At 69.3% G+C, this 19,394-nt stretch carries 18 protein-coding genes; 15 read left to right on the forward strand and 3 right to left on the reverse strand.

Features of this window, described 5'->3' with window-relative positions; translation table 11 throughout:
* Window positions 1-52 precede the first annotated feature (52 nt).
* From AC067N_RS23915 to AC067N_RS23945, 7 genes are all read left to right on the forward strand, one after another.
* Entirely contained in the window at window positions 53-1,312 is a 1,260-nt protein-coding gene (locus AC067N_RS23915; protein ID WP_478680919.1) for a hydroxymethylglutaryl-CoA synthase family protein, read from the forward strand.
* Window positions 1,300-2,085 carry an enoyl-CoA hydratase/isomerase gene (locus tag AC067N_RS23920; RefSeq protein WP_478680920.1) on the forward strand — a complete coding sequence of 262 codons (786 nt, stop codon included), beginning with the start codon at window positions 1,300-1,302 and terminating at the stop codon, window positions 2,083-2,085. The genes AC067N_RS23915 and AC067N_RS23920 overlap by 13 nt, the downstream gene beginning before the upstream one ends.
* Before the next feature lie 3 nt (window positions 2,086-2,088).
* Complete coding sequence (locus AC067N_RS23925) at window positions 2,089-2,841, forward strand: polyketide synthase (RefSeq protein ID WP_478680921.1); 753 nt, start codon at window positions 2,089-2,091, stop codon at window positions 2,839-2,841.
* 4 nt (window positions 2,842-2,845) lie between these two features.
* Complete coding sequence (locus tag AC067N_RS23930; protein ID WP_478680922.1) at window positions 2,846-3,085, forward strand: acyl carrier protein; 240 nt, start codon at window positions 2,846-2,848, stop codon at window positions 3,083-3,085.
* Window positions 3,072-4,310, forward strand: a complete 1,239-nt coding sequence (locus AC067N_RS23935) for a beta-ketoacyl synthase N-terminal-like domain-containing protein (protein WP_478680923.1) — start codon at window positions 3,072-3,074, stop codon at window positions 4,308-4,310. Before AC067N_RS23930 ends, AC067N_RS23935 begins: the two co-directional genes overlap by 14 nt.
* Entirely contained in the window at window positions 4,307-5,266 is a 960-nt protein-coding gene (locus AC067N_RS23940) for an acyltransferase domain-containing protein (RefSeq protein WP_478680924.1), read from the forward strand. Before AC067N_RS23935 ends, AC067N_RS23940 begins: the two co-directional genes overlap by 4 nt.
* A 67-nt stretch (window positions 5,267-5,333) precedes the next feature.
* Window positions 5,334-6,554 carry a cytochrome P450 family protein gene (locus AC067N_RS23945; protein ID WP_478680925.1) on the forward strand — a complete coding sequence of 407 codons (1,221 nt, stop codon included), beginning with the start codon at window positions 5,334-5,336 and terminating at the stop codon, window positions 6,552-6,554.
* Between the two features lie 61 nt (window positions 6,555-6,615).
* Here AC067N_RS23945 and AC067N_RS23950 read toward each other — a convergent pair whose 3' ends face one another.
* On the reverse strand, window positions 6,616-7,884 hold the full coding sequence (locus tag AC067N_RS23950; RefSeq protein WP_478680926.1) for an activator-dependent family glycosyltransferase: 1,269 nt from the start codon (window positions 7,882-7,884) through the stop codon (window positions 6,616-6,618).
* 307 nt (window positions 7,885-8,191) lie between these two features.
* On the opposite strand from AC067N_RS23950, the gene AC067N_RS23955 reads away from it, so the two are divergent.
* Window positions 8,192-9,100 (forward strand): SAM-dependent methyltransferase, encoded by a 909-nt coding sequence (locus AC067N_RS23955; RefSeq protein ID WP_478680927.1) that lies wholly within the window; start codon window positions 8,192-8,194, stop codon window positions 9,098-9,100.
* Window positions 9,101-9,105: 5 nt separating this feature from the next.
* On the opposite strand, the gene AC067N_RS23960 is transcribed toward AC067N_RS23955, so the two are convergent.
* Window positions 9,106-10,074, reverse strand: a complete 969-nt coding sequence (locus AC067N_RS23960) for an NAD-dependent epimerase/dehydratase family protein (protein WP_478680928.1) — start codon at window positions 10,072-10,074, stop codon at window positions 9,106-9,108.
* 423 nt (window positions 10,075-10,497) lie between these two features.
* On the opposite strand from AC067N_RS23960, the gene AC067N_RS23965 reads away from it, so the two are divergent.
* From AC067N_RS23965 to AC067N_RS23995, 7 genes are all read left to right on the forward strand, one after another.
* Entirely contained in the window at window positions 10,498-11,556 is a 1,059-nt protein-coding gene (locus AC067N_RS23965) for a class I SAM-dependent methyltransferase (RefSeq protein WP_478680929.1), read from the forward strand.
* Between the two features lie 316 nt (window positions 11,557-11,872).
* Window positions 11,873-13,090, forward strand: coding sequence for an IS110 family RNA-guided transposase (locus tag AC067N_RS23970; RefSeq protein WP_478680930.1), 1,218 nt, complete (start codon window positions 11,873-11,875; stop codon window positions 13,088-13,090).
* 236 nt (window positions 13,091-13,326) lie between these two features.
* Window positions 13,327-14,088 carry a HEAT repeat domain-containing protein gene (locus AC067N_RS23975; RefSeq protein WP_478680931.1) on the forward strand — a complete coding sequence of 254 codons (762 nt, stop codon included), beginning with the start codon at window positions 13,327-13,329 and terminating at the stop codon, window positions 14,086-14,088.
* Window positions 14,089-14,099: 11 nt separating this feature from the next.
* Complete coding sequence (locus tag AC067N_RS23980) at window positions 14,100-15,104, forward strand: MerR family transcriptional regulator (RefSeq protein ID WP_478680932.1); 1,005 nt, start codon at window positions 14,100-14,102, stop codon at window positions 15,102-15,104.
* A gap of 710 nt (window positions 15,105-15,814) precedes the next feature.
* Window positions 15,815-16,234, forward strand: coding sequence for an aspartate 1-decarboxylase (gene panD / locus AC067N_RS23985; RefSeq protein ID WP_478680933.1), 420 nt, complete (start codon window positions 15,815-15,817; stop codon window positions 16,232-16,234).
* A 49-nt stretch (window positions 16,235-16,283) separates the two neighbouring features.
* On the forward strand, window positions 16,284-16,628 hold the full coding sequence (locus AC067N_RS23990) for a GNAT family N-acetyltransferase (RefSeq protein WP_478680934.1): 345 nt from the start codon (window positions 16,284-16,286) through the stop codon (window positions 16,626-16,628).
* A gap of 8 nt (window positions 16,629-16,636) precedes the next feature.
* A complete protein-coding gene (locus AC067N_RS23995) occupies window positions 16,637-17,269 on the forward strand; it encodes an aspartate/glutamate racemase family protein (protein WP_478681027.1) in 633 nt (210 codons plus the stop codon).
* Window positions 17,270-17,832: 563 nt separating this feature from the next.
* Here the strand turns inward: AC067N_RS23995 and gndA are convergent.
* Window positions 17,833-19,272, reverse strand: a complete 1,440-nt coding sequence (gndA, locus tag AC067N_RS24000; RefSeq protein ID WP_478680935.1) for an NADP-dependent phosphogluconate dehydrogenase — start codon at window positions 19,270-19,272, stop codon at window positions 17,833-17,835.
* Window positions 19,273-19,394 lie beyond the last annotated feature (122 nt).

The raw sequence follows: 19,394 nt of genomic DNA on the forward strand, positions 1-19,394 counted from the left end.
GGGTTGGCGGCAGGCGTCGGAGCCGCAGTCAGCCAGGGGGAGGAATTTCATGATGCCCGTGGGCATTGAGGCCATGAACGTCTTCGCGGGTACGAGCTACGTGGACGTCAGCAAGCTGGCGGTCCACCGCGGACTCGACACCGCCCGGTTCGAGAACCTCCTGATGAAGGAGAAGACCGTCGCGCTGCCGGACGAGGACCCGGTCACGTTCGGGGTCAACGCGGCGAAGCCGATCATCGACGCGCTCAGCGAGGAGGAGCGCGACCGGATCGAGATGGTGATCACCGCGACGGAGTCGGCCTTCGACTTCGGCAAGTCGATGAGCACGTACTTCCACAGTCTGCTCGGTCTGGGGCGCAACTGCCGCCTTTTCGAGATCAAGGTCGCCTGCTACTCGGGCGTGGCCGCCCTGCAGACTGCGGTGAACTTCGTGCTGTCGCAGACGTCGCCCGGCGCGAAAGCGCTGGTGATCGCCACGGACCTGACGCGGTTCATGGTGGCCGAGGGCGGTGACGCCCTGTCCGAGGACTGGTCCTTCGCCGAGCCCAGCGGCGGGGCCGGCGCGGTCGCCATGCTCGTCAGCGACAACCCGAAGATCTTCCAGATCGACGTCGGCGCGAGCGGCTACTACGGCCACGAGGTGATGGACACCTGCAGGCCGCTGCCCGACAGCGAGGCGGGCAACGCCGAACTGTCGCTGCTGTCCTACCTCGACTGCTGCGAGAACGCCTTCCTGGAGTACCAGCGGCGCGTGGGCGACGTGGACTTCGTCGACACCTTCGGCTACCTGGCGTTCCACACGCCCTTCGGCGGCATGGTCAAGGGCGCGCACCGCAACCTGATGCGCAAGCTGAACAAGGCGCGCCCCGCGGTCATCGAAGAGGACTTCACGCGCCGCATGGGGCCGGGCCTGACGTATTGCCGGCGGGTCGGCAACGTCATGGGCGCCACCACGATGCTCTCGCTGGCAAGCACCATCGACAACGCGGACCTGTCCGGTGGCGCTCAGCGTGTGGGGTGCTTCTCCTACGGCTCCGGATGCTGCTCGGAGTTCTTCAGCGGCGTCGTGCGGCCGGAGAGCCAGCAGCACCTGCGCCGGATGGGCATCGCCGCGTCCCTGGACGACCGGTACGAGCTGGACATGGACCAGTACGACCTGCTGCTCAAGAACAACGACGCGGTCAGGTTCGGCACGCGCAACGTCGAACTCGCCGGCTCCACGGTCCCCGAAACCAGGGCCGCGCTCAGCCGTGAGCGGCTGTTCCTGAAGCGAATAAACGAGTTCCACCGGGAGTACGAGTGGATCTCCTGACCGGCGCCGCGTACGAGACCGTCGAGGTCCGGTTCGCCGGCGAGATCTGCTTCCTGCGGATCAACCGGCCCGAGGCCGAGAACAGGATCAGCAGCCGCCTGGTCGAGGAGTGCGCGAGGGTCGTCGAACTGTGCGAGCAACACGCCAAGGTGCTCGTCCTCGAAGGTCTGCCCGACTTCTTCTGCACGGGTGCCGACTTCCGGGAGATCAGCTCGGCGCCGCAGGGCGGCGGCTACCAGCGGTCGCACGCGGAGGCGCTGTACGACCTCTGGCTGTCGATCGCCCTCGGCTCGTTCGTCTCCGTCGCGCACGTGCGCGGCAGGGTCAACGCCGGGGGAGTGGGCTTCGTGGCCGCCTGCGACGTCGTCCTGAGCGAGGAGAAGGCGGTCTTCAGCCTGTCGGAGCTGCTCTTCGGCCTGATGCCCGCGTGCGTGATGCCCTTCCTCATCAGGAAGGTCGGCGTCTCGAAGGCCAACTACCTGACCTTGATGACCCAGCCGGTCACCGCGAGGCAGGCGCTCGACTGGCAGCTGGTGGACGCCTGCGAGGACAACAGCGCCAACCTGCTGCGCAGGCACCTGCTACGGCTGCGCTATCTGCCGAAGAGCGGCGTCGCGCGCTACAAGAAGTACCTCGGAGCGCTCGACGACACGCTGGTCGCGTCCCGCGAGAAGGCGATCGAGGCGAACCGGGAGGTGTTCTCCGACCAGGAGAACCTGGCAAAGATCTCGCGTTACGTGCGCACGGGACAGTTCCCCTGGGAGGAGGAGTAGCGCGTGCAGGACGATCCGGTGGGCTACACCGACATCGGCGACGGCGTGGTGCAGATCACCATGCAGGACAGGGAGCACAAGAACACCTTCTCCGCCCGGCTCATCAACGGCCTGAGCGAGGCCTTCGAGCGGGTGGCGGCCGACAGCCGGTGCAAGGCCGTCGTCCTCACCGGCTACGACAACTACTTCGCCAGCGGCGGCACCAAGGAGAGCCTGCTCCAGATCCAGAACCGCCAGATCAGCTTCACCGACTCCAACATCTACGGGCTCGCCCTGGACTGCCCCGTCCCGGTCATCTCCGCGATGCAGGGCCACGGCATCGGCGGCGGGTTCGCCATGGGGCTCTTCGCCGACTTCGTCGTCCTCAGCCAGGAGAGCGTCTACACGACGAACTTCATGCAGTACGGGTTCACCCCCGGCATGGGCGCGACGCTGATCCTGCCCAGGAAGCTCGGATTCAGCCTGGGCCAGGACATGCTGCTGTCCGCGAGGACCTTCTACGGGCGCGACCTGAAGGAGCGGGGAGTCCCCTTCCCCGTACTGCGGCGGGCCGAGGTCCTGCCCTACGCGCTGGAGCTGGCGGAGAACCTCGCCGAGAAGCCGAGGGCGTCCCTCATCACCCTCAAGGACCACCTCGTGTCGGACCTGCGGGCCGAACTCCCCTCGTACATCGAGCGCGAGGTGGCGATGCACGACAAGACCTTCCATCAGCCCGAGGTTCGCGACCTCATCCAATCCCGGTACTTAGGTGGTTGACGAAATGCCCATTCAAGAAGTGTTCGACCTGGTCGTGAAGCACACGTGCGAGGTCATGCCCGAACTCGACGGCCATACCTTCGCGGCCACCGACTCGCTGCGCGAACTGGGGGCCAACTCCATGGACCGGGCGGAGATCATCATGATGACGCTGGAGGCGTTGTCGGTGACCATCCCGCTGGTCGAGCTGGCCGGCGCGAAGAACATAGGCGAACTGGCGAAGCTCATCCATGACAAGTCATGACCAGGGCGATGTGGTGATCACCGGCCTCGGGGTCACCACCGCGGTGGGTCAGGGCAAGGACGACTTCATCGCAGCGCTCCTCGAAGGCCGCCACGCCTTCGCCCCGATGCGCAGGCCAGGCCGTTCGCTGCCGGGCGACGAGTCGGCGACGCCCTTCCTGGGCGCCGAGATCGCGGAGCTGTCGGTACCCGAGGCGTTCCCCGCCCGGGTGCTGCGCACCGCCTCCCTGTCCGCCCGCGTCGCCCTGGCGACGATCTCCGAGGCATGGCACGAGGCGGGTCTGGACGACACCGACCCGACCCGCGTCGGCCTGATCGTCGGCGGGTCCAACGTCCAGCAGCGGGAACTTACGCAGGCGCACGCCCGGCACGCCGACCACCCCGAGTTCGTACGCCCCACGTACGGCCTCACGTTCATGGACAGCGACCTCTGTGGTCTGTGCACCGAACTGTTCCCCGTCCGCGGCTTCGCCCACACGCTGGGCGGCGCCTCGGCCAGCGGCCAGCTCGCCGTCCTGCAGGCCGTGCAGGCCGTGCGGTCGGGCCAGGTCGACGTGTGCATCGCCCTCGGGGCGCTGATGGACCTCTCGTACTGGGAGTTCCTGGCGTTCCGGTCCATGGGCGCCATGGGCTCCGACCGCTTCGCCGACGACCCGGGCTCGGCGTGCCGGCCGTTCGACCGGCAGCACGACGGGTTCGTCTTCGGCGAGGGCTGCGGCGCGGTCGTCGTGGAGCGGGAGGGCGCACGCAGCCACCCCGAGCCCTATGCCCGGGTGCTCGGCACGGCCACCGCCGTGGACGGCAACCGTAACCCCGACCCCTCGCTGGCGGGAGAGATCAGCGTCATCGAGGGAGCGCTGGCGCAGGCCGGTCTGACCGCGGGCGACGTCGAGTACGTCAACCCGCACGGGACCGGTTCGGTGATCGGCGACGACACCGAGCTCCGCGCCCTCTCCAAGTGCGGACTGGGCCACGCGCGGATCAACGCCACCAAGTCGATCACCGGCCACGGGCTGACCGCCGCCGGCGCGGTGGAGGTCGTGGCGACGCTGCTGCAGATGCGGGAGCGGCGGCTGCACCCCACCCGCAACCTGGTGGACCCGGTGGACCCGTCCTTCGGCTGGGTGCGGGAGGAGTCACTGCCGTACGAGTTCGAGACCGCCATCAGCCTCAGCATGGGGTTCGGCGGCCTGAGTTCGGCGATCTGCCTGCGGAAGTGGCGATGACCAAACCCGTCGTCTTCATGTACTCGGGACAGGGGTCCCAGTACTTCCACATGACGCGTGAGCTGTACGAGCACAACGCCCGCTACCGGCTCTGGCTGGAACACTGCGACGAGATCGCCTCGCCCCTCATCGGGAAGTCGCTGCTGGACACGGTCTTCGACCCCCGGCGGGACAAGAGCGACCCTTTCGACTCCCTGCCGGACTCCAGCGCGGCGCTGATCTGCGTCGAGTACAGCCTCACGCGCGTCGTCCAGGAACTCGGCCACGAGTGCGACTTCCTCCTCGGCTACAGCCTGGGGGAGATCACCGCGGCCGTGGTCGCGGAGGCGCTGCCCCTGGAGGACGGCATCGGCTTCGCGGTGGAGTTCGCGCGCCTGCTGGAGCGATACACCCCGCGCTCCGGCATGTTGGCGGTCGTCGGCTCGCAGGAACTCCTGCGGACGCATGAGTCCCTGTTCGCCGACTGCTGGGTGACGGGGCGCAACTTCGAGGGGAACTTCGTCGTGAGCGGGCGCGCCGCCGACGTCGACGCGCTCGAACACGCGCTGGAGGCCGAGTCGGTCCTGTGCCAGCGGCTGCCCGTCGACTACGGCGTGCACACCGAGCTGATCGACCCCGTCGAGGAGCAGGCCCGGCGCCTCATGGACTCCCTGAGCTTCGCACCCCCGCAGATCCCCGTCATCTCGTCCGCCACCGAGGAGAGGGTCGAGGAGGTGTCGGCCGACGGCATCTGGGCCGCCGTGCGGGAGCCCGTGGAGTTCTCCCGCACCATCGAGAAGGTGACCGCCTCGGGCGGCGCGACGTTCGTCGACCTCGGCCCCAGCGCCACGCTTGCCACCTTCGTGAAGTACATCGCCGGACCGGGTGGCTGCTCCTCGCACGTGAGCGCCGTCAACCGGTTCGGCAACGACGTGAAGTCGATGAACGACTTCCAGACGTTCATGGCAGCACTGTGACGTTCCCGCCCCACTCGTTCGGCACGGATCCCCGATGTCGACAGAGCATGATTGAGGAGATGTGCCGATGAGCGACGGCAGCCCGATGCCGAGCGATGCCGAGCAGCAGGCGTTCGAGCAGAACCCGCACCTGCTGTACAGCGCCCTGCGGGCGGAGGCCCCGGTCAGCAAGGTGACCGCGCCGGGCGGCCTCGGCGTGTGGATGGTGACCCGCTACGAGGATGCCCGCCCCGCCTTGAGCAGCACCAAGCTGTCCAAGAACGTCCAGGTCGGACAGAAGGTGATCGAGCAGAACACCGACAACGAGGAATTGCGGCTGATGTTCGCAACCGAGCTGTCGGCGCACATGCTCAACTCCGACCCGCCGGTCCACACCCGCCTGCGCAAGCTGGTCAACAAGGTGTTCACCCCGCGGGCCGTGGAGCGGCTGCGCCCCCGGATCGAGGAGGTCACCACGGACCTGCTCGACGCGATGGAGCGCGAGGGCCGGGTGGACCTGATGACCGCCTTCGCGGCCCCGCTGCCGATCGCGGTGATCTGCGAACTCCTCGGCGTCCCGCTGCTCGACCAGGACAAGTTCCGCGGTTGGGTCGCCGCGCAGCTCTCCGGCGACCCGGAGCGGCTCGCCGAAGCCGCGCCCGCCCTGCTGGCGTACCTCGACGAACTCGTCGAGAGCAAGCGCACCAACCCCTCCGAGGACCTGCTCACCGACCTGGTGCACGCCAGCGACGGGGATGACAAGCTCAGCGCCCAGGAACTGGTCTCCATGGCCTTCCTGCTGCTCGTAGCGGGCCACGAGACGACGGTGAACCTCATCGGCAACGGCGTGCTCGCGCTGCTGCGCCACCCGGACCAGCTCGCCGCGCTGCGTGCCGACCGTTCGCTGCTTCCCGGCGCCATCGAGGAGTTCCTGCGCTACGAGGGCCCGGTCAACACCGCCTCGCTGCGGTTCACCACCGAGCCCGTCGAGCTGGGCGGGGTCGTCATACCGGAGAACCAGCTCGTGGTGGTCGCCGTCGCGTCGGCCAACCGCGACGAGGACCAGTTCCCCGGCGGCGACAAACTGGACATCACCCGGGAGACCGGCGGCCACCTGGCGTTCGGCCACGGCATCCACTACTGCGTGGGCGCCCCGCTGGCCCGCCTCGAGGCCGAGATCGCGTTCGGCCGACTGCTCGACCGGTTCCCCGACATCCAGCTGGACGTCGACGACGAGGACGTGCGCTGGAAGCCCGGCACGGTGCTGAGGGCGCTGAAGGAACTGCCGGTGCGCGTCAGCGCGCGGTAGCCCGGCACGGGGCCGCATGGTCCGCGTGGGAGCGCGGACCAAGCGGCCCCGTATCGGTGGATCAGCCGGCGCGGTGCTTGGCCACGACCTCTTCGAGCTGCGGAACCAGCCCGTTGAGCGAGGGGGCGGCCAGGATCTCGTCGCGCAGCGCGGTCGCGCGCTCGGTGAACCGGGGCTCGGTCAGGAGGCGGTGGACGCTCTCCTTGATGTTCTGCCCGGTCGCCTCCGAGGTGTGGATCTCCAGCCCCGCGCCCTGTTCGGCCAGCTTGCGGGCCAGGATCGGCTGGTCGAAGTGGTAGTGCAGGGACAGCTGTGGCACCGGGTGGCGCGCGGTGGTCGCGAGGGTCGCGGCGCCCGCGTGGTGGATGACGGCCGAGCACGTGGGAACGATGGCGTGCCACGGCACGTAGGAGACGAGGCGGACGTTGTCCGGGACCTTCCCGAGCTTCTCCTGTTCGCGCTCGGCGATGGTCGCGACCAGCTCGATGTCCAGCTCGGCCAGCGATTCGAGGATCTCACTGAGCGGGATGTTGTAGCCGTTGAAGACCTCGGTCGCGGTCAGCCCCAGGGTCATGCCGACCCGCGGACGCTCGGGAGCCGTCTTCAGCCAGTCCGGTACGACCGCCGGGCCGCCGTACCCGATGAACTGCGTCTGCAGGACGTCCAGGCTGGTGTCGAGCTGCAGGCTGCGCGGGAACTGGTCGATCGTCACGTGGCCGGTCGTCATGTCCTCGCTGAACTCACCGCCGAACGCGTGCGCATGACCGCCCAGCCAGTCCGCCAGCGGGTCCAGCTGCTCCGCCTCGGGCTGCTGCGCCTTGAGCCGCAGGTAGATGTCGCGGGTCGCGCCGAACACGTCGGCGCCGAAGACCACGCGCGCGTGCGCCGCACCGCACGCCTTCGCCGTGATGGAGCCGATGTAGCTGAAGGAGTCCCAGACCACCAGGTCCGGCTTCCAGTAGCGGGCGAACGCCACCAGGTCGTCGATCACCGCGGCGGCCTCGCCGCCGTGCGCGCCCTCCACAGCGGCCTTGTGGCTCTGTGATGTGTACTCCCAGGTCGCGCCCTGCGGGTCCTCCGCCACGTCCCACGGCGGGGTCAGACCGGGCCGGATCGACTCCAGCAGCTCCGGGTGCTGGCGGCCCCACTGCCACTTGTCGAAGTCGTTCCCGACGGGCACCGCGGTGAGCCCGGCCTGGGTGATGGTGGGGGCGAAGCGCGGTTGGCTGGCGATGAGTACCTCGTGCCCGGCCGTGCGCAGCGCCCACGCCATCGGCACGAGGTACATGAATATGTTCTTCTCAGGGTTGACGGTTAAAAGCACGCGCATGATGAGGACTTCCTCGGTTCGGTTCGGCGCAGGCAACGATCACGCAGCCTGGTGGACCCGGTCTCGGCGCTCAGGTTCCGGCACCCCGGTGGTGTGACGAGATCGCCCCCCAGACTCGTGAGCCACACACTACGCGCGATGCCTCCGAACATGGAAAGATCATCGAAGTTCCTTCTCCCTCCCGGCTCATGCAAGGTTCCGATGGGGCTCCGGACCTTGGACCGCTACCCAACTGGCGGTCCCACAAGTAGCGTTCGAGGTGTTTCGGAGGGTGGAGCCGTGTCTACTGATCTACTGAGGAGTTCAGATGAGCACTGGTATATCGCTTCCCAAGCCCGAGGAAGTCGGTGCGTTCTACGATGCGGCCAACGGTCTGATCGCCCAGTTCCAGGGCGGCAGCATGCACTACGGCTACTGGAACGGCCCCGAGGACGACAGCACCTTCGAGGAGGCGTCCGACCGGCTGTCCGACATCATGATCGACAAGCTGGGGCCCGGCCCTGACGACCGGGTGCTCGACGTCGGCTGCGGCGTCGGCACGCCAGGCGTGCGGCTGGCCACCAGGACGGGTGCGGAACTGGTCGGCATCTCGATCAGCGCCCGCGACGTGGAACTGGCCAACGCCCGTGCACAGCGCGAGGGATGCGCGGACCGGGCGCGCTTCCAGCACGCCAACGCTTTGGAGATGCCCTTCGACGACAACTCCTTCGACCACGTCCTGGCGCTTGAGTCCATCGTTCACATGCCGGACCGGGTACAGGCGCTCAAGCAGATCGCGCGGGTGCTACGGCCCGGGGGTTCGCTGGCGCTCACCGATTTCGTGGAGCGCAAGCCCGTCTCCGCAGACCTGCCCAAACCCTCGCTGCTGAAGAGGATCCAGGGCAGCATGGTCGAGAAGGTGCAGCAGGCGGCGCTGACCAAGGTCATGGAGTCGTGGCACACGGCTCCGCTGGTCAGGGCGGCGGACTACACGTCGTTCGCCTCGGCCGCGGGCCTGGAGGTCGTCGAGGTCACCGACATCAGCCAGTACACCAAGTACACCGCGCAGCGGTTCTACGGGGCGGTCTACGAGTACGCCAAGCACAACGAAGTCCCGCCGGAGATCAAGAAGATCCTGCAGGCGGGCCCCGGCGAGAAGCGGCTGCACTGGCTGATCGAGGACGACCCGGCGGTCGGCGTGATCATCGCGGTGCTGCGCCGCCCCTCGCGGGGCTGAGCCGGCTACCGGCCGTCGGTCCGCCGGGCAGAGCGGGCGGGCTCCCGCTCCATGCTCAGGTGGTACCGCCAGGTGTCGGCGAGCCCTTCGGTGAGGCCGATCTCCGGCCGCCAGCCGAGGACTTTCGCCGCGCGCCCGATGTCCAGCCACACATCCCTGCGGTCGAACGGACGAGCCGGTTCGCGCTCCACGGGAACCGGCCGCCCCACCGTGGCCTCCAAGAGCTTGTGCAGGTCGTCGAGCGACGTCGGCTCACCGGCGCCGATGTTCAGCACGGTCGTCCGGTCCGCAGCGCGCAGCGCGTCCGCCCTGCGCAGCACGGCGAGCATCGAGTTCGCGACGTCGTGGACGTGTACGTAGTCCCTGCTCGACCCGCTGTCGCCGAGTATTCGCAGCTGTTCGCCGGCGAGCAGTGCCTGCATCCAGTGCCCGATCACGCCATACCCCGCGGCGGTGCGCTGCCCGGGGCCGTACGCGTTGGACAGCCGCAGCAACACGGGAGCGAGCCAGTCCGACGCGGCGGCCAGCACCTCCTCCTGCTCCAGCTTGGCCTTGCCGTAGACGTGGTCCGGACCCACGGGTGACTCCTCGTCGTACGGTGGCTTGCAGCGCGGGTCGTACACGGTGCCGCCCGACGCTGCGAGCGTCACGACCGGTCGTCGCGGGTTCTCGCGCAGTGCGTCGAGGAACGTCCGGAAGGAGGCGATCTCCTGGGCGGCGCGCTCGGGTTCACGTTGGGCGATCGCCGGACTGATCCGGCTCGCCAGATAGAAGACCACATCGCAGTGACGGAGCGCGGGATCGAGCCGCGTACCGTAAACAGCCGGTGCCGCGCTGGTGAACGCAAGTGCTTCGACTCCGGCTCTGGAGAGTGTTCGCATGACGCTTCTGCCGAGGAAGCCGCCCGCGCCGACGACGGCCACGACGGGCGCGGGTCCGCGAAGGCCATCATGTGCTAAGAGTGCTGCGGGCATTCTTTTCCCCCAGTGAAGAACCGGCGACCTGTCACCGGTCAAGAGACTGAAACCAGGCCGCCCGCGCGCTCGGAGGCTTCCGGGCCGTTGGACCGAACGGATGGCGCTGGAAGCCGACAACTCTGATCATGGAAGGTGCGGGTTACGGATGAGCGGTCGCGTGGTGCGGTCAGGCGCCCCGCTCTTCGTCGATACGGCGCAGAGCCGATTCGGTGCCGGCACGAGTTCCTGCCCGCCGGTGCCGTGATCACCGCCAATGCACCGTACCAGTCTGCCCCTGCGGAAAGAACCGGTCGGGTCGACTGGGTGATCCCTTTGACCGGCACCCATCCCCGCAGTACCTGGGCCTCCGGCTTGTCGATCACCGTCCAAACTCGCTCCAGATCGGGCTGAGTTGGACCGTGAACGGCTAGCATCGCTCACATGACCACGAGAAGCGATGCGGTCGCCGAGCGCCGACCGGCCTACCTGTTAGACCTCGCCGCCGGAACCGAGCGGTTCTTCGACGAACGCAGGGAATCCTGCCCGTGGTGCGATTCCACGCAACTCGGTGTCCTGCTGCGCACGACGGACGTGATGCAGCACAAGCCGGGCGTCTTCGTCCTGGAAACCTGCAAGGACTGCGGGCACGTCTTCCAGAACCCCCGGCTGAACGACGACGGACTCGAGTTCTACTACCGGGACTTCTACGACGGTCTCGGCGAAGAGAACATGAACAAGATCTTCGGGACCAAGCGCGCAGGGCACGACGGGCGGACCCACATGGTCGCCGCACAGGGCAGGCCGAAGCAGTGGCTCGACGTCGGCACGGGGCACGGGCACTTTCTGGTCGACGCGAAGAGGGTGCTGCCGGACACCGAGTTCGACGGACTCGACCGGACCGACGGAGTGCTGATAGCCCAGGAGAAGGGGCGGGTCCGCAAGGCGTACCAGGGCAGCTTCATCGGCCTTGCCCCCGAGTTCGCCGGTCAGTACGACGTGATCAGCATGTACCACTACCTGGAACACACCGTGGACCCCAAGGCGGAGATGGCCGCCGCAGCAGCAGCCCTGCCGGTGGGCGGGCACCTGGCCATCGAACTGCCCGACCCGGAGTGCGCCTGGGCCAAGCTCCTCGGCAAGTGGTGGATCTCCTGGCTGCAGCCCCAGCACCTGCACATGATCCCGATCGCGAACCTGCGCTCCGAACTGAACTCCCTGGGACTGACCGTCGTCGCCGAACAGCGGGCCGAACCGCACAACGGGCAGGACGTCGTCAGCGCCGCGATCCTGGCGATCAACGCCGGGTTGATCGGCGGGGAGGACCTGGCGTGGCGACCGGACCCGCCGACCCGCGCCCGCGCGCTGTTGCGCAAGGTCGCCTTCAACGCGAGCGTGCCGGTGCTGGCGCTGGCCTACCTGGTGGACCGGGTCTCCGCGTCGATCGGGGGCGGCCGCGGCCTCTCGAACACGTACCGGGTGCTTGCGCGCAAGGCGTCCTGACTGTGCGAGGACGCCAGGCGCCTTGACCGTCGTGAGGCGGCCGGGCGCCCGGTCCCCGTTATGTTTTTCGCGGTCCTGCAAGAGGGCCGCTGGCCTCCGGGCCCGGCATGACTGTGTCCCCCTGTCGAACGGATGACCTGGGGGGTGGTGTCACCGGGCCCGGGAGGTGCCGTCGGAGACGCTGATGAGAGGTCCGGCCACCGTCCGGTCCGGCGCAATGCCGGACAGCTCGCGGGCGGCAGGTCTGCATAACGTGGATGCGCGCGTACGACACCACTGCCGAGGCCGGCACACTCAACTCCCCTGGAAGGGCGCGATGGTCGACACCGAAGACGTGGGCGTGTTCCTCGGCCTGGACGTCGGCAAGACGGCCCACCACGGCCACGGGCTCACCCCGGCCGGGAAGAGGGTCTTCGACAAGCAGCTGCCCAACAGCGAACCGAAGCTGCGGGCCGTCTTCGACAAGCTGACCGCGAAGTTCGGCACCGTCTTGGTGATCGTGGACCAGCCCGCCTCCATCGGAGCCCTGCCCCTGACCGTCGCCCGGGACGCGGGCTGCCAGGTCGCCTACCTGCCCGGACTGGCCATGCGCCGGATCGCCGACCTCTACCCGGGCGAGGCGAAGACCGACGCCAAGGACGCCGCGGTGATCGCGGACGCCGCCCGCACCATGCCCCACACCCTGCGCACCCTCGAACTGGCCGACGAGATCACCGCCGAGCTGACCGTGCTGACCGGCTTCGACCAGGACCTCGCGGCCGAGGCCACCCGCACCTCCAACCGGATACGCGGCCTGCTCACCCAGTTCCACCCCTCGCTGGAACGCGTCCTCGGCCCCCGCCTCGACCACCCCGCCGTTACCTGGCTGCTGGAGCGTTACGGCTCTCCGGCCGCACTGCGAAAGGCCGGCCGCCGCCGGCTGGTCGAGGTGATCCGTCCGAAGGCACCGCGCATGGCCGCACGGCTGATCGACGATGTCTTCGACGCCCTCGACGAGCAGACCGTCGTCGTCCCCGGCACCGGCACCCTCGACATCGTGATCCCCTCCCTGGCCGCCTCGCTCGCCGCCGTCCACACCCAGCGCCGGGCCCTGGAAGCCCAGATCAACGCCCTGCTGGAGGCCCACCCTCTTTCCCCGGTCCTGACGTCAATGCCCGGCGTCGGTGTCAGGACCGCCGCAGTCCTGCTGGTCACCGTCGGCGACGGCACCGGCTTCCCCACCGCCGCCCACCTCGCCTCCTACGCCGGCCTCGCCCCGACCACGAAGTCGTCCGGGACCTCGATCCACGGCGAACACGCACCCCGAGGCGGAAACCGGCAGCTCAAACGCGCCATGTTCCTCTCCGCCTTCGCCTGCATGAACGCCGACCCGGCCTCCCGCACCTACTACGACCGCCAGCGAGCCCGCGGCAAGACCCACACCCAGGCCCTCCTCCGCCTCGCCCGTCAACGCATCAGCGTCCTGTTCGCCATGCTCCGCGACGGCACCTTCTACGAACCCCGCATCCCCAAGGACGTCGAACTCGCCGCATGACCCCAGCCAGCCAAACCACCCCAAACCCAACCTGGGCGCCTTGACGAAAGACATAGAGGCACCCCCCCCACGTACTCACCCATGATGTCCGACCTGCTCCCCCAACCGTTGCTGGCGTGTCTGTTCCGTACCTGTGACCAGCAGTTTTCCCAATACGTCGATCACGGGCTTGACCTTGACACGGTGACAAGGTTTCCACTTGGGCACAGGAGGTGGTCCCGATCAACACGACCAATGTGACCGCGCAGCAGACCCGCTTGATCAACGCCCTGGGTGCCGAGGACTCATCGGTGCGGCTTAAGGCCGCCCTGGCGGCCGGCTCGGATCCCGACCCCGTCTTCCTGGAGCCCCTCGTCGAGCGGTGCGCGGTCGACCCCGACTTCTTCGTACGAGACATGCTGTCCTGGGCGCTGACCCGCCTCTCGCCGGAGATCACCCTGCCCCGGATTCGCAAGGAGCTTGACTCCAACCGCAACCAGGCCCGCAGCCAGGCGCTGCACACACTCTCCAAGATCAACGACAAGAGCACTTGGGCCTGGATCACCCGCGACATGCTGCGCGACGCCGATGACGAGGTCGCGCGGACCGCGTGGCGCGTGGCGGTAGTCCTCGTACCCGAAGACGAGGAGAAGGACCTGGCCGACGAGCTGGTTCTGCAGCTCGGCCGCGGCAACCGCAGCGTGCAGCTGAGCTTGAGCCGGGCCTTGGTCGACCTCGGCGAAGTGATCAAGCCCGCCCTGGAGAAGGCTGCGGAACACCCGGACCCGGACGTGGCGGCGCACGCCCGTGCCACCGAGCTGCTCCGGCAGAATCCGGAGACCGGTTTCGACGCGGCGATCGAGGAGGCGAAGCGCATGGTCAGGCTCGGCCCGGAGCGAGCTGCCGCGGCCGAGGCGGCGGCGAGCACCGAATCCGCAGAGATGGCCGAGCCTGCGGCGACGACTGAGCCGACCGGGCAGATCGGCCCGACCCAGGCCACCAAGGCCGCAGAGGGCTAGGAGACCGTAGGTTGCTGATCGGTGATGTGGCCCGTCACTCCGGGGTGAGCACCCGGATGCTCCGGCACTACGACGCTCTGGGGCTGGTGCAGCCGACGGGCCGCACCGTCAGTGGCTACCGCGAGTACTCGGCCGAGGACGTCCGCAAAATCTTCCATGTGGAGAGCCTGCGGTCCCTCGGGCTGTCGCTCAAGCAGATCGGGCGCGCGTTGGAGGACCCGGCCTTCACACCGTCGGCCTTGGTCAGCGACCTCATCCAGTGGACGGAGGACCGCTTGGCGCGCGAACAGGAGCTGCTGGAGCGGCTCCGTGTGATCGACGCGTCGGCGCCCACCGGTTGGCAGGACGTCCTGCGCGTCGTCGAACTCATGCGGGAACTCAACTCGACCAGCGCCGCGCGCAGGCAGCAGGCCGTTCTGACGCAGCCGGAGGGCGTGTCGGTTCCGGCCGAACTATTGGTCGGGGCGGTCCTGGCCGAATCCGACCCGCATGTCGCGGGCGCCTTGCGCTGGGCGCTCGCCCGGGCGGGCGGCGAGGGTGTGGCGGCGCTGGCCGCCGCCGCGCGCTCGGAGGACGTGGACATCCGGCGCCGTGCGGTGCTGGCGATCGCCGAGATGTCCGAGGCTCCGGGGGCGATCGCGATGCTCGCGGACGCCCTCGGGGACCCGGACGCCACGGTGCGCGGGCGCGCCGCTCTGGCTCTTGGCAGAAACGGAGTGGCCGCGGCGGTGCCGGCGCTCGTCGGCATGGTGGTCGAGGGCTCCAACGACGTGGACGCGGCGGAGGCTCTGGGAACGTTGTCCCAGGACCCCGAATGCGCGGACCGGATCGCGACCGCCCTGGCTGACGAACTCGCCGCGCCCACCGTGGACTCGGAGACACGGATCCGCCTGACCCAGGCGCTGGTCGAACTGGAGGGAACCACCGCGCAGGAGATGCTGCGCCACCTGGCCCACGACAAGGACCGAGCGGTGGCCCTCGTGGCATCGGCCCTGGTAGGAGTCCTGGGAGAGTGAACCGACGAGGACTCAAACACACAGAGACGCACAGCGGCACCGGGCCCCGTCGGCATGTCGCCACCGAGGTGGGGCACCGCCCACACTCACGGCATCACCCACTCCGCCACCGACCGCGCCGTACCGGCACCCCGACCTCAGCCGCCGACCGGCCAACCCCGAGAAGGCCACCTATCCGACCTGAGGGCAGCGGCCACGCGGACCACCGAGATCCGCTTTGCGCTGGGCCGCCCAGTTGACCAGGTCATCCTGGTCCGCGCCTCCGAACCCGCAGAGCAATCGGCTGTCGGGACCGTTGAAGGCGCCTTGGGGGCCTCAGTGATCCGGTGGGAGAGCGGGACGTGGCGCGGAGCCGATGTGGCTGGTGCGGTGCCAACCTCTCCTGGCCTCTTGTAGGGGTGTCTGAACCGCTCCCGGGTTCGGTGGAGGCTCCGGCAGATCCGGAGCGGTTCCGAGGCATCTGGTGGGCCGTCAGGTAAGTCGACATCTGACCAGCATGAGTCCCCTGGCATTCCGAGACGGTTGTGCGAACAGGCCCCGGGTGACGGCGTCACGACAGTCTGGTCGATGCGGAAGCCCAGGCAGGGAGCCGTCTTCCCAGAGTGAAGCGATGTTCCTCACAATCGTCGACTCCGACGCCCGCCGGTGTACAGTGAAGAACGCCCTTGACCTGCACAAAGCAGGCAGGGAGCCGCCTTCCAGGAGTCCAAATGCTGCGTACTCTGTTCAAGTCCAAGATCCACAGAGCCACCGTCACCCAGGCCGACCTGCACTACGTCGGCTCCGTGACCATCGACGCCGATCTGCTCGACGCCGCCGATCTGCTGCCCGGTGAGCTCGTGCACATCGTGGACATCACCAACGGGGCCCGTCTGGAGACGTACGTCATCGAGGGTGAGCGCGGTTCCGGGGTCATCGGCATCAACGGCGCCGCGGCCCATCTCGTGCATCCCGGCGACCTGGTGATCATCATCAGTTACGCTCAGGTCTCCGACGCCGAAGCCCGGGCGATGAGGCCCAGGGTGGTGCACGTGGACGGCGACAACCGGATCGTGGCCCTCGGCGCGGACCCGTCCGAGCCGGTACCTGGTTCGGAACAGCGGCGCAGCCCCCAGGCGGTCAAGGCCTGAGTCCGCGAGCGGCCGCCCGGCGACGCCGACCGCACGCGAGGAGAACCGCATGAGCGACATCGAGATCCGCGACGACCGGGCCGGCGGCCGCCTTGAGGCCTTCGCCGGGGACCAACTGGCCGGACACATCCAGTACTTCGTCCTTCAGGCCCCGCGGCGCGCCCTCGTCCCGGTCCACACGATCGTCGAGCCCGCGTACGAGGGCCAGGGCATCGCCGGTTCGCTCGCGCGGCGGCTGTACGGCACGGCGGAACGCGAGGGCATCGTCGTCGCCCCGCTGTGCCCGTACGTCGTGAAGTGGGCGGAGCGGCACCCCGACGAGGCTCCGGCGGCCGACCCGGAGCTGCTGCGGGCCGCCAAGGAGTGGCTGCTCGCCCACCCGGAGGGGTTCTGATGGGAGGCGTGCTCGCCCTGCTGCACACCTCCTCCCTCCACATCCCCGTCTTCGACGCCCTCCGGGACGAGGCCCATCCCGGCCTGGAACTGCGGCACTTCGTCGCCGAGGACCTGCTGACCCGCGCGGGCACCGACGGTCCCGCGTCGGTCGCCGGCGATGTGCGGGCCCTGCTCGACGTGGCCGTCGCCGAGGGCGCCACGGCGGTGCTGTGCACCTGCTCCAGCATCGGGGCCGTCGCCGAGGCCACGGACGCCGGCGTGCCCGTGCTCCGTGTGGACCGACCGATGGCCGCCGCCGCCGTGGCAGCCGGCCCGCGGATCGTCGTCCTGGCGACGGTGCCCGGCACCCTCGCCCCGACCGTGGCCCTGATCGAGGAGGAGGCCACGGGCCCGGTGGAGATCCGCACCCGCCTCCTCGACGATGCCTGGGCCCTGTTCGAGGCCGGTGACACCGCCGGCTACGCCCGCGCGATCGCGGGGGCCGCCGACGAGGTCACGGCCGCCGACGTGATCGTCCTCGCCCAGGCATCCATGACGCCCGCCGGGCAGTTGACCACGACCACGATCCCCGTGCTGTCCAGCCCCCGACCGGGGCTGGCGGCGGGAGCGACGGCGGCGGCGGTGCGGCCGGCCGGGTGACTGCCCGTGGGGGGCCGGGGTACCCGTGGCACAAGTCCATGGTCGGCGTATCCATTGGCTGGAGGACACGATGACCCACCCAGAACCGGACCCCGTGCGGCCCGGCCCCACCCCGGGCCCGGGCCCGGACCGCCCCGAACCCGTCCCGGCCCCGAACCCCTACCCCGACCCGGTCCCGCCACCGGAGCCCGCCCCGACGCCGGAGCCGGACCCGGTCCCCAAGCCCCCGGGCCCTGACCCGATCCCGGGAGAACCGATGCCCAAGCCCCTGTCGTAGGGGCCCGATGGGATGAAGAACGACAAGTGGCCCGGCGTGAACCCCTTCACGCCGGGCCACTTGTCGTGCCGCCCGCCCGTGGGAGAGCGAGGGGAACGGCGCGACGGCCACGACCGGCCGGCGGCCACCGCCGTCCTCAGCGGCCAGCCCGCGCGAGACCTACCGCCACCGAGCGGTGGCCACCGCCGTCCTCAGCGGTCAGCCCGCGCGAGACCAGCCGTACCCGGTCGGACCCCGACCCGCCGAGGTTCCCGCGGGCCGTCCCCTTCACACCTCGGCCTCCGGCCTACGCCTCGACCTCGGACCGGTCGCCACCCCACAGCGTGTGGAACGACCCCTCCCGGTCCACCCTCCGGTACGTGTGTGCCCCGAAGAAGTCCCGCTGCCCCTGCGTCAGCGCCGCCGGCAACCGCTCCGCGCGCAGCGCGTCGTAGTACGCGAGCGCCGCCGCGAAGCCCGGGGTCGGCACACCCTGCCGGGTCGCGGCCACGATCACCTCACGCCAGTCGTCCTGCGCCGCCGCGATCTCCTGGGCGAACGTCTCGTCGGACAGGAGGCTCGGCAGGTCCGGACGGGCGTCGTACGCGGCGCGGATACGGTCGAGGAAGGCCGCACGGATGATGCAGCCGCCGCGCCAGATGGAGGCGACCTTGCCGAGGTCGATGTCCCAGTCGTACTCGGCGCGGGCCGCGTCGATCTCGTGGAAGCCCTGCGTGTACGACACGATCTTGGAGGCGTACAGCGCCTGCTCGACGCGGTCGGCGAAGGCACCCGCCTCGGCGGTGCTGAGCGGCTCCGCCTTCGGGCCGGCCAGCGACCGCGAGGCCTCCCGCAGCGCGGCGTGCCCGGACAGCGAGCGCGCGAAGACGGCCTCGGCGATACCGGAGACCGGCACCCCCAGGTCCAGCGCGATCTGCACGGTCCAGCGGCCCGTGCCCTTCTGCTCCGCCTGGTCGACGACCACGTCCACGAACGGCTTGCCGGTCGCCGCGTCCACGTGCGCCAGCACCTCGGCGGTGATCTCGATCAGATACGAGTCGAGGCGCCCGGTGTTCCAGGTGCGGAAGATCTCCGCGATCTGCGCGGGGGAGTAGCCGGCCACATCGCGCAGCAGCTGGTACGCCTCGCCGATCAGCTGCATGTCGGCGTACTCGATGCCGTTGTGGACCATCTTCACGAAGTGCCCGGCACCGTCCGGACCCACGTGGGTGACGCACGGCGCCCCGTCGGCGGCCTTCGCGGAGATCTTCTCCAGCATCGGGCCGAGGGAGTCGTACGACTCGGCCGGGCCGCCCGGCATGATGCTGGGCCCGTTGAGCGCGCCCTCCTCACCGCCGGAGATGCCCGCGCCGACGAAGAGGATGCCCTGCTCGCGGAGTGCGGCCTCGCGGCGGCGGGTGTCGGCGAAGTGCGCGTTGCCGCCGTCGATGATCATGTCGCCGGGCTCCAGCAGCGGCGCGAACTCCTCGATCACCGCGTCCGTGGGGCCGCCGGCCTTCACCATCACCACCAGGCGCCGGGGTCGCTCCAGCGCCTGTACGAAGTCCTTGGCGGTCTCGGCCGCGATGAAGTCGCCCTCGTGCCCGTGCTCCTTCACCAGCGCGTGGGTCCGCGCAGCGGTGCGGTTGTGGACGGCGACCGTGTAGCCGTTGCGGGCGAAGTTCCGGGCGAGATTGCTCCCCATGACCGCGAGGCCGGTGACGCCGATCTGGGCTGAAGTGCTCATGCGGTTGGCTCCTATGGATCCTGGAATCAGTGGTGCCGGTGAATCGGTCAAGTCGTGATGGTCAAGACGTGATGGACAAGTGGTGCCGGTAGGTCCTCATATCGGTGCCGCCGTCAGTGCTC

The sequence above is a fragment of the Streptomyces sp. NPDC042364 genome (genome assembly GCF_056437585.1).

What these genes read in the sequence shown, in the direction of transcription:
- AC067N_RS23915 (WP_478680919.1), top strand. Translation starts at nt 53, where the DNA reads ATGCCCGTGGGCATTGAGGCCATGAACGTCTTCGCGGGTACGAGCTAC.
- AC067N_RS23930 (WP_478680922.1), top strand. Translation starts at nt 2,846, where the DNA reads ATGCCCATTCAAGAAGTGTTCGACCTGGTCGTGAAGCACACGTGCGAG.
- AC067N_RS23935 (WP_478680923.1), top strand. Translation starts at nt 3,072, where the DNA reads ATGACAAGTCATGACCAGGGCGATGTGGTGATCACCGGCCTCGGGGTC.
- AC067N_RS23940 (WP_478680924.1), top strand. Translation starts at nt 4,307, where the DNA reads ATGACCAAACCCGTCGTCTTCATGTACTCGGGACAGGGGTCCCAGTAC.
- AC067N_RS23945 (WP_478680925.1), top strand. Translation starts at nt 5,334, where the DNA reads ATGAGCGACGGCAGCCCGATGCCGAGCGATGCCGAGCAGCAGGCGTTC.
- AC067N_RS23950 (WP_478680926.1), bottom strand. Translation starts at nt 7,884, where the DNA reads ATGCGCGTGCTTTTAACCGTCAACCCTGAGAAGAACATATTCATGTAC.
- AC067N_RS23955 (WP_478680927.1), top strand. Translation starts at nt 8,192, where the DNA reads ATGAGCACTGGTATATCGCTTCCCAAGCCCGAGGAAGTCGGTGCGTTC.
- AC067N_RS23960 (WP_478680928.1), bottom strand. Translation starts at nt 10,074, where the DNA reads ATGCCCGCAGCACTCTTAGCACATGATGGCCTTCGCGGACCCGCGCCC.
- AC067N_RS23965 (WP_478680929.1), top strand. Translation starts at nt 10,498, where the DNA reads ATGACCACGAGAAGCGATGCGGTCGCCGAGCGCCGACCGGCCTACCTG.
- AC067N_RS23970 (WP_478680930.1), top strand. Translation starts at nt 11,873, where the DNA reads ATGGTCGACACCGAAGACGTGGGCGTGTTCCTCGGCCTGGACGTCGGC.
- panD (WP_478680933.1), top strand. Translation starts at nt 15,815, where the DNA reads ATGCTGCGTACTCTGTTCAAGTCCAAGATCCACAGAGCCACCGTCACC.
- AC067N_RS23990 (WP_478680934.1), top strand. Translation starts at nt 16,284, where the DNA reads ATGAGCGACATCGAGATCCGCGACGACCGGGCCGGCGGCCGCCTTGAG.
- gndA (WP_478680935.1), bottom strand. Translation starts at nt 19,272, where the DNA reads ATGAGCACTTCAGCCCAGATCGGCGTCACCGGCCTCGCGGTCATGGGG.